This is a genomic window from Pseudomonas sp. P9_2 (assembly GCF_034008255.1).
Taxonomy (GTDB): Bacteria; Pseudomonadota; Gammaproteobacteria; order Pseudomonadales; family Pseudomonadaceae; genus Aquipseudomonas; species Aquipseudomonas synxantha_A.
Genome location: NZ_CP125376.1, coordinates 5,327,157 through 5,340,192, shown reverse-complemented (window position 1 = coordinate 5,340,192; position 13,036 = coordinate 5,327,157). Strand labels below are relative to the sequence as shown.

Genomic DNA, 13,036 nt, shown 5'->3' with positions numbered 1-13,036 from the left:
GTCAGGCTCTCCCGAACAGGCCGTAGGGGCGGACCAGAATCACCACGGCCATCGCGCCGTAGATCATCAGGCTCGCACCCTGGGGCCAGAGTGTGGTCATCAGGCTTTGCACGACGCCTACCAGCAAACCGCCGACCAGCGCACCGCTGAACGAGCCCATGCCGCCGATCACCACCACCACGAACGCCACCCCGAGAATCTCCGGGCCGACAAAGGGCTGGGCGCCGCGCAACGGTGCGAACAACACCCCGGCGACACCGGCCAGGGCCACGCCGAGGGCGAAGGTCATGGAGAACAGGCGGAAAATATTGGTGCCCAGCAATGACACGGTTTCAGTGCTCTCACTGCCGGCGCGCACCAGGGCGCCGAAGCGCGTGCGTTCCAGCAGCAGCCACAGGCCCAGGCCGACCAGCCCGGAAAACACGATGAGAAACAGGCGGTAGTAGGGGTAGACAAAATCCCCCACCACCAGCACGCCGCGCAGCAACTCCGGTACGGCGACACTTTTGCCCACCGGGCCCCAGATCATCACGCTGGCTTCCTGGATAATCAGCGCGATCCCCAGGGTTACCAGAATCTGGAACATGTGCGGCAAGTGGTAGATCCGCTGGATCAGCACACGCTCGATCACCCAGGCCAGCGCAGCCACCACCAGCGGCGCGACGAGCAGCGCCAGCCAGAAGCTGCCGGTGAGGCTCACGGCGGTGTAGCAGATGTAGGCGCCCAGCAGGAAAAACGCGCCGTGGGCGAAGTTGACGAAGTTGAGCAGGCCGAAAATGATCGTCAGCCCGACCGCGATCAGGAAGTAGATCATCCCCAGCCCAAGGCCGTTGAGAATCTGGAACAGGTACAAATTGAGCATGCAGGAACCCTCTGCAGGCGGCCGCTTGCGCGGCCCTGCGCGACAAAAGTAAGCAGTCAGCCGAGCGTGCAGCCCGTCGCCTCGACCGGTGGGAACGATTGGCCGGCGCTGAGCACCTTGGCCAGGTCGTCCTTGTCGGCCATGTCGCCGCTGGCCTTGCCGACCAGCAGGTAGTAATCCTTGATCACCTGATGGTCGCCGGAGCGGATCGACTCCTTGCCGGTCGGGCCTTCATAGCTCAAGCCTTGCATGGCCTTGGCCACGGTTGCGCCGTCGAAGCTGCCGGTGGCGATGATGGTGTCGAGCATGACCTTGGTGCTGATGTAGTCGGCGGCCAGCGGGTAGGTGGGGTTGATGCCGTATTTGGCCTGGGTCAGCTTGACCAGTTCGCGGTTGAGTGGCGTATCGACCTGATGCCAGTACTGCGCGCCGAGGTACACGCCTTCGAGCACATCGCTGCCCAGTTCCTGGAATTGATCAAGGCCGGCCGACCATACCAGCAGCACCTTCATGCGTTCCTTGATGCCGAAGTTCACCGCCTGGCGCAAGGTGTTGGACGACTGGCTGCCGAAGTTGAGCAGTACCAGCACGTCGGGCCGGGTGGAAATGGCGTTGGTCAGGTAGCCGGAGAATTCCTGCTCCTGCAGCGAGTGGTAGCTGTTGCCGACATGCTCCAGGCCGTGTTCCTTCAGCACGCTCTTTGCGCCTTCGAGCAAGGCTTCGCCGAACACGTATTGCGGCGTGATGGTGTACCAGCGTTTGGCGTCCGGCAACAGTTTGATCAGCGGCACCATGGTTTCGCGGATCGCGCCGTAGGTGGGCACTGACCAGCGAAAGGTCGCCTTGTTGCAATCCTTGCCGGTGACTTCATCAGCACCCACCGGGGTCATGAAAACGCCGCCGACTTTATCGACTTCCTTGGCCACCGCCAGGGCGGAAGACGACAGTGTGCAACCCTGGAAAAAGCGTGCGCCGTCCTGCGCGATTGCCTCCTGCACCTTGCGCACCGCCTTGCCGGCGTTGCCTTCGGTGTCGATAACCTTGTAGGTCAGCGGGCGGCCGAGGATCTCGGCTTGCTGTTGCACGGCCAGGCGCGAACCCATGTCGGCAAATTTGCCATAGCTGGCAAACGCGCCAGACATGGACTTGAGGCCGTAAAAGGTAAAGGGCTCGGCGGCGAAGGCCGAACGCACGCTCAGCGGCAAGCTGAGGGCGGCGGCCGCGGTGAGGCTGGCTTTCAATAACGTACGACGCTGCATGGGGTGACTCCCTGGTTTAGTTATTGGCAGGAGCGGCAAGGGCGATACGGTGGTGCAAGGGCCTGTGGGCAGGCTTGTTATTGGGTAACTCGGTTCAACAGATGGACACGGTCAAATGTAGGAGCTGGCTTGCCTGCGATGCGGGCGCCTCGGTGTTACAGGGGGACCGAGTCGATGCCATCGCAGGCAAGCCAGCTCCCACATTGATCGGGTTTTGTTCCTAACGGTGATCAAACTCCAGAAGGAAGTGCGGGCTGACCTGGCCTTCCAGCGCAGTCATGTGGTGTTCGGCATCGCACATATGCTCATGCATCAAACTGCGCACGGCGCTTTCATCCCCGGCACGAAAGGCGATCAGCAGTTGTTTGTGATAGTCGAGGTTGGCCGCGTCGAACTGCTTGCGCTTGGGCTTGTAGGCTTTCTTCAGCACCACCAGGTCGCGCAGCAGGTCGTTGAGAAACTGCGCCATAAAACTCAGCAGCGGGTTGGGGCACGCCCGGGCCAGCAGGTTGTGGAACTCCAGTTCCGCCAGGCGCTGTTCGCGCTGGCCGGCTTCGCTGTCTTCGGGGGCGCTGCAAAAATCCACATTGGCTTGCAGGGCCTGATAGTCGTCTTCGCTCAAGCGCCCGAGCACCGATAGCGCCAGTTCCACTTCGATGACCTTGCGCAACTGATACACCTGCTCGCCATCCAGATGCTGGAAGTGCAGGTAGTTGCGCAAGGCGCGGCTGGCAGGTTCAGTGCCGGCCTGGTTCAGATAAGCCCCGCCACTGGGGCCGGTGCGCGTATTGACCAACCCTTCGACCTCCAATGCCTTGAGCGCTTCGCGTGCCGAGCCCTTGGAGCACTGGAAGCTTTCCATCAGCTCGCGTTCGGTGGGCAAGCGGTCGCCGGGCTTCAAGGCATCGGTGACGATGGAGCGCTTGACCGACTCGACAATCACGTCGGACAGCTTCTGGCGTTTGCGGCGTAGCGGGCGAGTCAGCATGGGTTTGATTTATCGTATTAATGCGGATAAATAGCACTTAATAACGATTGCATCGGAGCGTCAACGCAGCGTGTCGTTTTCGATGGCAACAGGTCGCAAATGCGCCGGTTACTCCCAGGCACCCAGGTCAAGGCAGCGCGCGGAGGCTGGCGGCTGTTTGCCATAGGCGAGGAAATCCCCCAGCCAGCGGGTGACACAGCCGTCGGCGCCCGACTGCTTGGACTCCTTGAGCAATAACTGCTCGACGCCCACAGCAATAGGATCGCCCGGCGCCGCATTAATCAGCACCATGCGTGCGATGCGCTCGGGAAACAGCGTGCCGTAGCGGCTGCCAAGACGGGTCGCGGCGGCGCTGCCCAGGTAGTGCAGGCGCGCTTCGCCGAGCTGCCCGCGCACATATTCCATGTCCAGCACCGCCTGCTCGACTGCGTTTGGTTGGCGCAGGTCGCGGGTGCTCAGTTCGATCACGTCATAACGGTCCACCAGCGTGCGATAAGCGCGGGTGGCAAGCGACTCCCAGTGGCTGGCCAGGTGCTGCACGAAAGGCGCGTTGGCGGGCCGGGGCGGTTCGCCGGCCTGGATGAACACCACGCCCTCGCGGTTGAGCGGTTGCCTTGCGCCCACACGCGTCACGTTCAGGCGTATACGACCGCGCCCGGGAGCGGCGTGGTCCCGCGGCACACTGACCAGGCCGCATTGGGTGCGCCCGACCACCTCAGGGTCCAGGCGCGCAGTGGTAGTGAGGGGGCAATCCAACAGCCAGTCGATTGCAGTGGGCACGATCAAGGGCTCAGCGCGCACTGCGTTTGCTATAAGCCAGCAGCTTATGCACACCAGGGTTTTTACAAGAACGCTGGGTGTCATCACGAGGTCCCGGGCAGCCGTATGTAACAGCTTTTTTACCAAGGACCTGGGGGTGGAGAATGTAAGGCTAAGAAACAGTTTGTGTAAGAAATACCGATTTTGCTTATCAGCTATCGGTCTTCCATCCACCCCCTAATGCCTTGTACAGCGCGATACTGGCTTGCAGCCGCGACAGGCGCAGTTGCACGTTCAGGTCCTGGGCGGCATAGAGGGTGCGTTGGGTTTCCAGCACCGTGAGCAGGTCTTCGGCGCCGGCCTCGTAGCGGCTTTGCGCAATCTCAAAGGCCGTTTGCGCCTGCTGCAGTTCTTCAGTTTGCCATTGACGTTGCTGGTCCAGGCGAGTCAGGCTGCTGAGGGCTTTTTCCACATCGGCAAAGCCGTTAATGATCGCCCCGCGGTAGGTTTGCAGCAGCTCATCCTGGCGCGCACGGGCTTTATCGCGCTCGGCACTCAGCCGACCGTTGTTGAAGATCGGTGCGATCAGGCCCGAGGTCAGGGTGTAGAACGGGCTGCGCAGAACATCTTCAGCCTTGTACGCACCCGAGCCGAGGGTTGCGCCCAATGTCACCGAGGGCAGCATGGCCGCACGGGCCACCGTGACGTCGGCATTGGCCGCCGCCAGCTGTGCCTCGGCCTGGGCGATGTCAGGGCGGCGGCGCAACAACTGGCTAGGAACACCGGGGCCGATATTCGGCCAGGTCAGTGCCTGGAACGGCTCGCTGCCCAGCGCCAGGGCCTGTACCGGCTGGCCGAGCAAGGCGGCGAGGGTGATGCGCGATTCTTCGGCCGATTGCTGGATCAGCGGCAGTTGCCGTTGCTGGCCGGCCACCAGGCTCTTCTGTTGCGCGAACTCCAGGGCCGTGGCGGAACCGGCATCGTAGCGGGTTTGCACCAGGTCCAGCACATTGCGCGCATTGGCCAGGTTCAGCTCGGCGATCTGCAGGCGCTGGTGCGCGGCCAGGGTTTGCGCATAGCGGTCGGCGACATTGCTGAGCAAGGTCAACTCCACGTTGGCCTGATCGAACTCACTGGCGTGCAGGCTATGCACAGCGCTGTCTCGCGCAGCGGCGCGGCCACCCCAGAAGTCGATTTCGTAGCTGGCCGTGAGGTTGGCGTCATAGTTATTGACCGTCTTGTTGCTCTCGGTGGCGTCCAGGTCCGAGTTGCCGCTGCCGCGCAACAGTCTTTGACGGCTGGCGCTGAGGTTGAACTTCACCTCGGGCAGCAACGGTGCGCCAGCAATCACCGCTGTCGCCTGGGCCTGCCGCACCCGCGCCATGGCCGCAGCCACGTCAAAGCTGTCACGGCGGGCCTGATCGATCAGGCGGTTCAGCACAGGGCTGCCAAACTGCGTCCACCAACGCTGGTTGGTGGCCTGGTCGGCGTCGCGTTCGGCATATTGCCAGACGACGGGCGCGGCAATGCCGCTGTCGAGGGCAGGCGAGGTGCCGGCACAGGCATTGAGCAACAGGCACAGGCTGAGTGTCGACAGGTGCGGTGCGATGGATCGTTTATTCACTGGTCAATGCCTTAACCGGATCGAGCCGGGCAGCTTTACGGGCCGGCATAAAGCCGAATACGACGCCGGTGACCAGCGCACAGCCAAACGCGCCGAACACCGCCACCAGGGAAAACTGCACCGCTACTTCGGCTAGCACCAGCACGCCGCCCACCAGCAATGCCAGGGCGATTCCGAACAGACCGCCGACCACCGAGAGCATCACCGCCTCGGTGAGGAACTGGCGCAGGATGTCGCTCTGGCGCGCCCCGGTGGCCATGCGGATGCCGATTTCGCGGGTGCGTTCGCGCACGGTCATCAACATGATATTCATCACGCCGATACCGCCCACCAGCAGGGAAATCGCGGCAATCGAGCCGAGCATCAGCGACAGGGTGTTCTGGGTCCGCGCTTCGGCCTGGATCATCGCGGCGTCGTTCGTCAGGTGGAAGTCGCGTTTGCCGCCGTGCAGCGTTTGCATAAGCTGACTGATGGCCTGCTCGGCCTCTTGCACCTTGCGCGCATCGGCGGCGGCAATGGCAACGTATTCGGGGTTATAGGTGCCGAACAGGCGCACGCTAGCGGCGGTATAGGGAATGGCGACACGGTCATCGCTGTCTTGCATGCCGGAGCTGGAGCCTTTTTCCGCCAACACGCCAATCACCTGGAAGGGCACGTTTTCGATCAGGATGTATTGCCCGATGGGGTCTAGCTGGCCTTTGAACAGCTTTTCGCGCACGCGATGACCGATCACCGCCACCGTGGCCCCGGCGCGCTCGTCGGCTTCGGTAAAGTAGCTACCCTCGGCCACTGGCCAGTTGAAGATGTCCGGGAAGTTGGTGTCGTTACCGCCTACATAGGCCATGTAATCGACGTTGCCGAAGCGAACACCGGCGTAGGTGCCGTTCACTGGCATGATGCGCTTGACCTGGGGCAATGTAGCCAATGCGGCCACATCATTGAGGGTCACGATACCTGGCGGTGTGCGCGGGTTAGGCGAAAAACCGCTCAGGTAGATAATGTTGGAGCCGAAGGCCGCCATCTGCGCCATGACCTGGCGCTTGCTGCCTTCGCCTACCGCCAGCATCACCACCACCGACGCCACGCCGATGATGATCCCCAGCAGCGTCAGCGCGGTGCGGAAGCGGTTGATCCACATCACCCGCCACGCCGCCTGCACCGCGTCCAGCAGCTCGGCTTTCCAGGCACCATTGTGTTCGGCGCCGTCGGCCAGGCGCTGGCGCAGGTCCACGGCTTGCAATGCGTCGCTGCCAGCCGTGACGGGCACGTGGGGGGGGCTCCACGCCGAATCGCTGATGATCAGGCCGTCGCTGATCTCGATGATGCGGTTGGCGTGCGCCGCGACTTCGCGGTCGTGGGTAATCAGAATAACCACGTGGCCCTGGCTCGCCAATTCATCCAGCAGCACCATCACCTCGGCACCGCTGTGGCTGTCGAGGGCACCGGTGGGTTCGTCGGCAAGGATGATATGCCCGCCGTTCATCAACGCACGGGCAATCGAGACGCGCTGCTGCTGACCACCGGAGAGCTGGTGCGGGCGGTTGTTGGTGCGATCGGCCAGGCCCAGGCGGGTCAGCAGAGCCTTGGCGCGGGCATGGCGTTCGGCAGCGCTGATGCCGGCATAGATCGCCGGCATCTCGACGTTTTCCTGGGCCGAGCCGGACGGGATCAGGTGGTAGCCCTGGAACACGAAACCAAAGGCTTCGCGGCGCAGCCAGGCCAGTGCGTCGCTGTCCAGGTGCGCGACGTTTTCCCCGGCGAACAGGTAGTCGCCCACGGTGGGGCGGTCGAGGCAACCGAGGATGTTCATCAGTGTGGATTTGCCGGAGCCCGAGGCGCCGACGATGGCAACGAACTCTCCTGCATGGATCGACAGGTTGATCCCGCGCAATACGTCGACCTGCGGGCTGTCGCCGCCGCCGTAGGATTTGCGGATGTTCTTGAGTTCGATCAGTGGCGTGGTCACATCAACCCCCGCTGCTGCTGGCGGGGCCGATCAACAGGTGATCGCCTTCGTCCAGGCCATCCAACACTTCAACTCGCAGGCGGTCACTGATACCCAGCTGTACTTCTCGCTTCTGGATGGCACCGTTTTTGGTCACGACCCGCGCGATCTGCTTGTCGCTGCCTTGGCTGCCGAGCAGCGCTGCGACCGGGATGGTGAGAGCGTCCTTGACCTGGCTGGCTACGAAAAACACCTGGGTGGTCATTTCGGCCATCAGTGCATTGTCAGTGTTGTCCACATCCAGCAGTACGGTGTACAGCACTACGCGGCCACTACCGGTTTTGCTCGTGCTACTGGGGCTGCCACTGCCCTGGCTGGTTTCATTCAGCGGCTTGGGCGGTATCGGCAGGATCTGGCGCACGGTGCTGCTCCAGCGCCGGTTGCCGCCGGCGAGGGTAGTGAAATAGGCGCTCATGCCCGGTTTGACGTGGCCGATATCGGCTTCGGACACTTCGGCCCATACGGTCATCGGTGACAATTTGGCGATGCGCAGGATCAACGGCGTTTGTTGTTGGGCGTTGAGGGTTTGGCCGACTCGCGCATCTACCGCCACCACGGTGCCGCTCATGGGCGCGTAAATCCGCGTATAGCCCAGTTCGGCCTCGTCACTGCGCAGGCTGGCCTGGGCTTGGCGGATCTGTGCCTGGAACATATCGACACGTGCTTGGGTGGCACTCAGTTCGGCTTTGGCGGTTTGCACATCTTCTTCGCGGGTGGCGTTGCCTGCAACCAAGCGTTGCTGGCGCTGGTATTTCTGGCGTGCGAGTTCGTGCTGGGCTTTCTGTTCCTGCAACTGCGCCTTGAGGTTTTCAATGGAATAGCGGCTGGCGTCGAGCTTGGCCTGTTGCGTGGCGGGATCGATTTCCACCAGCAGATCGCCTTCCTTGACTTGATCACCAGCCTCCACATGGATCTTGCGAATCTGTCCGGACGCCTGGGCACCCACGTCCACATAACGGCGCGGTTGCAGGGTGCCCAGTGACGTAACGCTATTTTCAATGTCGCCGCGGGTTACGGTGACCGTGGGTAGGCTGTCGCGTCCCGACGGCAGCACTTGCCAGGCAGCCACCACAAGGATGGGGAGCAGGCACGCCAGCACAAGCAGGGCGCGTCGGGCAGGTCGAGGGCGTTTCATGTCTTGGTTCCAGCCAGGAGGTGTTGACCGCAGGAGCGGGGAGTTGACAGTTATACGAGAAAAAAGCTCGGGAATTTAGGTTGTTACACATGTGGTAACAGCTCGTGCGACGAAAAAAAATGCACCGTTGGTGCAAGACTCCTTTAAAAGTAGATGAGAATTACTATAAATTGCACACACTCAAACTGCCATCATCGATGGGCTCGCTCCTAACGGGCTGGGATCGTTAGCACCACGGCCACGGGGCCAGGAGTCATGTTGGAAAACTACTATCGCGAGCTGGTGTGTTTCCTGAACGCCAAGCTGGGCAACCGTCAGGTGGCCGAAGATGTGGTGCATGACGCTTATGTACGGGTGCTGGAGCGTTCCAGCGACATCCCGATCGAACAGCCCCGCGCCTTCCTGTACCGCACGGCCCTGAACCTGGTGATCGACGGCCACCGGCGCAACGCCTTGCGTCAGTCCGAGCCTCTTGAGGTGCTGGACAGCGAAGAACGCTTCGCCCCCTGTTCACCCCACGCCAGTCATGACCACAACCAGCGCCTGGAGATGCTTGAGCGCGCTCTGGCCGAGTTGCCGGCGGTGTGTCGCGACAGTTTCCTGCTGCGCAAGCTTGAGGGTCTGTCCCATGTGCAAATTGCCGAGCGCCTGGGGATTTCCCGCAGCCTGGTGGAAAAACACATCGTCAACGCCATGAAGCATTGCCGGGTGCGTATGCGTGAGTGGGAAGCGCACTGATCGCCAGTTGGTTAAATTTTATTTCACTGTCCTCGTTTCCTATCAACACACGGCCTGTTGTTCAGGCCATGAAGGTATTCCCGCCCCACCGCCAAGGGGCTTATCCAGAGGACACTGGAATGACACAGGCAATTGCTTCGCCCGCGGTTCACGACCTGATCGGTATCGGCTTCGGCCCTTCGAACCTGGCGCTGGCCATCGCCCTGCAGGAGCGTGAAAAGGCCCAGGGCAAGCTGGACGTGCTGTTTCTCGACAAACAAGCCGACTACCGCTGGCACGGCAATACCCTGGTGACCCAGAGTGAGCTGCAGATCTCCTTCCTCAAGGACCTGGTGACCCTGCGCAACCCCACCAGCCCGTACTCCTTCGTCAATTACCTCAAGGCTCACGATCGCCTGGTGGACTTCATCAACCTGGGCACCTTCTACCCCTGCCGCATGGAGTACAACGACTACCTGCGCTGGGTGGCCGGGCAGTTCCAGGCCCAGGCCAACTACGGTGAGGAAGTGCTGGCCATCGAACCGATCCTGCACCAGCAGCAGGTGGAGGCCTTGCGCGTTATTTCCCGCGATGCCCAGGGCGAGCAGCATGTGCGTACCACCCGCTCGGTGGTGGTCAGCGCCGGCGGCACTGCGCGTATCCCCGAAGCCTTCAAGGCGCTCAAGGGCGACAGCCGCGTGTTCCATCATTCCCAGTATCTGGAGCGCATGGCGAGCCAGCCCTGCGTGGATGGCAAGGCCATGCGCATTGCGGTGATCGGCGGTGGTCAAAGCGCGGCCGAGGCCTTTATCGACCTCAATGACAGCTTCCCGTCGGTGCAGGTCGATATGATCCTGCGCGGCTCGGCGCTCAAACCGGCCGATGACAGCCCCTTCGTCAACGAAGTGTTCTCGCCGGCGTTTACCGACCTGGTGTTCCAGCAAGTGGGGGCCGAACGCGAGCGTTTGGTCGCCGAGTACCAGAACACCAACTATTCGGTGGTGGACCTGGACCTGATCGAGCGCATCTACGGGATTTTCTACCGTCAGAAAGTCTCCGGCATCGCCCGCCAGGCGTTCCGCACCATGACCGTGGTGGAGAAGGCCACGCCCGGGCCGCTGGGTATCGAACTGGTATTGCGCAACAACGCCACGGGCGAAACCAGTGTCAACCACTACGACGCCGTGATCCTCGCCACCGGCTATGAGCGCCAGATGCACCGCGAACTGTTGGCGCCGCTGCAAGCCTACATGGGCGACTTCGAAGTGGCCCGCGACTACCGCATCGTCACCGACGAGCGCTGCAAGGCGGGTATCTACATCCAGGGCTTCAGCCAGGCCAGCCATGGCTTGAGCGATACCTTGCTGTCGGTGCTGCCGATTCGCGCGGATGAGATTGCGGCATCGTTGTATGCCAACGATCGAAACCGTGACAAGGGCCGTTCGGTGCAGGACCTGCTCCTGGCCACTGCCAGCTGACCTGCCCCTCCTACAGACGGCACTTGTGACAACGTGCGGCTATTGGTACTGTACAAAAAACCAGTATCGGTAGCCCGCCATGCAGTTGATCGAAAAACTCAGCATCCTCGCCGACGCCGCCAAGTACGACGCGTCGTGCGCCAGCAGCGGCGCGCCCAAGCGCAGCTCCGAGGGCAAGGCGGGGTTGGGTTCCACCGACGGCATGGGCATCTGCCACAGCTACACGCCCGATGGCCGTTGCGTGTCGCTGCTCAAGGTGTTGCTCACCAACTTCTGCCTCTACGACTGCCAGTATTGCGTCAACCGCCGTTCCAGCGACGTGCCCCGTGCGCGTTTCAGCCCGGAAGAGGTGGTCACCCTGACCCTGGATTTCTACAAGCGCAATTGCGTCAGCGGGCTGTTTCTCAGCTCCGGCATCATCCGTTCGTCGGACTACACCATGGAGCAATTGGTGCGGGTCGCCAAACTGCTGCGCGAAGAGCATGACTTTCGCGGCTATATCCACCTCAAGACCATTCCCGATGCGGATCCTGCATTGATTGCCGAGGCTGGTCGTTATGCCGATCGCCTGAGCGTGAATATCGAACTGCCCACCGAGGCCAGCCTGCAGACCCTGGCGCCGGAGAAGCAGATTGTGTCGATCAAGCAGGCGATGCAGACCATCTACACCGGCGAGCAGACGGTGTTCAACGAGCCTCGCGCCCCGCGTTTCGCCCCGGCCGGGCAGAGCACGCAGATGATCGTCGGCGCCGACGACACTGATGACAGCACCATCCTCCACGGTGCCGAGGCGTTGTATGGCAATTTCAAGCTGCGGCGAGTGTACTACTCGGCGTTCAGTCCCATCCCCAACAGCCCGAAAAGCGTGCCCCTGGCCGCGCCGCCGTTGATGCGCGAGCACCGCTTGTACCAGGCCGATTTCCTGCTGCGCAGCTACGGTTTCAGCGCCAGGGAGCTGTTTGCCGGCCCCGGCCACCTGGCCCTGGATATCGACCCCAAGCTGGCCTGGGCCCTGGAGCATCGCGAAGTGTTCCCTCTGGACCTGAACCGCGCAGAGCCCACCCTGATTGCGCGCATCCCCGGTATTGGCCTGCGCACCACCCAACGCCTGGTGGATCTGCGCCGCGAGCGCAAGATCCGCTTCGAAGACCTGGCGCGTATGCGCTGCGTACTGGCCAAGGCCAAACCGTTCTTCATCACCAGTGACTACCACCCGCAACAGGCCGACAGCACAAGCGTGTTGCTGCGCGAGCAATTGCGCGACCGTCCGCAACCGCAACAGATGGGGTTGTGGGGATGATCAGCCTGGAATGCGACAACCTGTTCAGTACTTGGCGCGAACAGGCGCGCTGGCTGCTCAGCCATCAGGTCGACCCCAGCCAGGTGAGCTGGGGCGAGGCACAAGCAGCTGACCTGTTCGCTACCGATGAGCCGATCCCGCCAGGGTTGGGGCCGTTCCAGGCACGCATTCCCAAGGCGCTGTTGGAGTTGCTGGAGTCTGCCGCCTGTTATCACGGTGATCAACGCTGGAGCCTGCTGTATGAAGTGCTGTGGCGGGTCAGCCACGGTGATCGCACGGCGATGCTGGCGGGGGACAAGCTGGGCAGCGAGTTGCAGCGACGCATCAAGCAAGTCAGCCGCGAGGCCCATCACCTGCATGCGTTTGTGCGCTTTATTGCCCTGCCGGCCGAGGCGGGGCCCGAACTTCCTGAATACGTGGCCTGGCATGAACCGGCCCATGACATTCTCAAAAGTGCCAGCCAGCACTTTGTCGGGCGCATGGGCCGCCATCGGTGGATGATCGCGACGCCCCTGGACGGGGTGTATTACGACGGCGAGCAGTTGGTTCACCAACGCCGCTGCCCCGAGGCGTGGCAGCAACTGGCGCAAAATGTCGAAGACCCCCACAGCGCCATGTGGCTGACCTACTACAGTCACATCTTCAACCCGGCGCGGCTGAATCCCAAGGTGATGGAAGGGCACTTGCCCAGTCGGTTCTGGAAAAATTTGCCGGAGGGCAAGTTGATCCCGGGGCTGATCAGCGAGGCGCGTACGGGCAAGCAGAAGGATGGGCAGGCGAAGCTGGTGGGGGCCAAGCCAGGCAAAAGAATTGCAAACCCGGTCAATGTGGGAGCTGGCTTGCCTGCGATAGCGGTCGACCAGTCAGATGTGGGGTGACTGATGCACCGCTATCGCAGGCAAGCCAGCT

Annotated in this window: 11 protein-coding genes; 4 read left to right on the top strand and 7 right to left on the bottom strand. The window is 62.2% G+C overall.

Features of this window, described 5'->3' with window-relative positions:
* Position 1 precedes the first annotated feature (1 nt).
* The 7 genes from QMK52_RS23515 to QMK52_RS23485 form a co-directional block, all read right to left on the bottom strand.
* Entirely contained in the window at positions 2–862 is an 861-nt protein-coding gene (locus tag QMK52_RS23515) for a branched-chain amino acid ABC transporter permease (RefSeq protein ID WP_032876425.1), read from the bottom strand.
* Between the two features lie 56 nt (positions 863–918).
* Entirely contained in the window at positions 919–2,121 is a 1,203-nt protein-coding gene (locus QMK52_RS23510) for an ABC transporter substrate-binding protein (protein ID WP_320403501.1), read from the bottom strand.
* A 220-nt stretch (positions 2,122–2,341) separates the two neighbouring features.
* Positions 2,342–3,109, bottom strand: coding sequence for a FadR/GntR family transcriptional regulator (locus QMK52_RS23505; RefSeq protein WP_005787529.1), 768 nt, complete (start codon positions 3,107–3,109; stop codon positions 2,342–2,344).
* A gap of 108 nt (positions 3,110–3,217) precedes the next feature.
* The gene (locus QMK52_RS23500; RefSeq protein ID WP_194440508.1) at positions 3,218–3,973 is read right to left on the bottom strand and encodes an alpha/beta hydrolase; all 756 of its coding nucleotides are present in this window, start codon (positions 3,971–3,973) and stop codon (positions 3,218–3,220) included.
* Positions 3,974–4,079: 106 nt separating this feature from the next.
* Positions 4,080–5,492, bottom strand: a complete 1,413-nt coding sequence (locus QMK52_RS23495; protein ID WP_320403500.1) for an efflux transporter outer membrane subunit — start codon at positions 5,490–5,492, stop codon at positions 4,080–4,082.
* The gene (locus tag QMK52_RS23490) at positions 5,485–7,458 is read right to left on the bottom strand and encodes a MacB family efflux pump subunit (protein WP_320403499.1); all 1,974 of its coding nucleotides are present in this window, start codon (positions 7,456–7,458) and stop codon (positions 5,485–5,487) included. Before QMK52_RS23490 ends, QMK52_RS23495 begins: the two co-directional genes overlap by 8 nt.
* 1 nt (position 7,459) lies before the next feature.
* Positions 7,460–8,632: an efflux RND transporter periplasmic adaptor subunit gene (locus QMK52_RS23485; protein WP_005787537.1), complete on the bottom strand. Its 1,173-nt coding sequence runs from the start codon at positions 8,630–8,632 to the stop codon at positions 7,460–7,462.
* A gap of 255 nt (positions 8,633–8,887) precedes the next feature.
* Here QMK52_RS23485 and QMK52_RS23480 point away from each other — a divergent pair, with 255 nt between their 5' ends.
* The 4 genes from QMK52_RS23480 to QMK52_RS23465 all read left to right on the top strand — a co-directional run bounded on the left by QMK52_RS23480 (position 8,888) and on the right by QMK52_RS23465 (position 13,005).
* The gene (locus QMK52_RS23480) at positions 8,888–9,370 is read left to right on the top strand and encodes a sigma-70 family RNA polymerase sigma factor (protein WP_122733357.1); all 483 of its coding nucleotides are present in this window, start codon (positions 8,888–8,890) and stop codon (positions 9,368–9,370) included.
* A gap of 119 nt (positions 9,371–9,489) precedes the next feature.
* Positions 9,490–10,827 carry a lysine N(6)-hydroxylase/L-ornithine N(5)-oxygenase family protein gene (locus QMK52_RS23475; protein WP_194440512.1) on the top strand — a complete coding sequence of 446 codons (1,338 nt, stop codon included), beginning with the start codon at positions 9,490–9,492 and terminating at the stop codon, positions 10,825–10,827.
* 79 nt (positions 10,828–10,906) lie between these two features.
* Entirely contained in the window at positions 10,907–12,127 is a 1,221-nt protein-coding gene (locus tag QMK52_RS23470) for a putative DNA modification/repair radical SAM protein (RefSeq protein ID WP_005787541.1), read from the top strand.
* Positions 12,124–13,005, top strand: coding sequence for a TIGR03915 family putative DNA repair protein (locus QMK52_RS23465; protein WP_005787544.1), 882 nt, complete (start codon positions 12,124–12,126; stop codon positions 13,003–13,005). Before QMK52_RS23470 ends, QMK52_RS23465 begins: the two co-directional genes overlap by 4 nt.
* Positions 13,006–13,036: the final 31 nt, after the last annotated feature.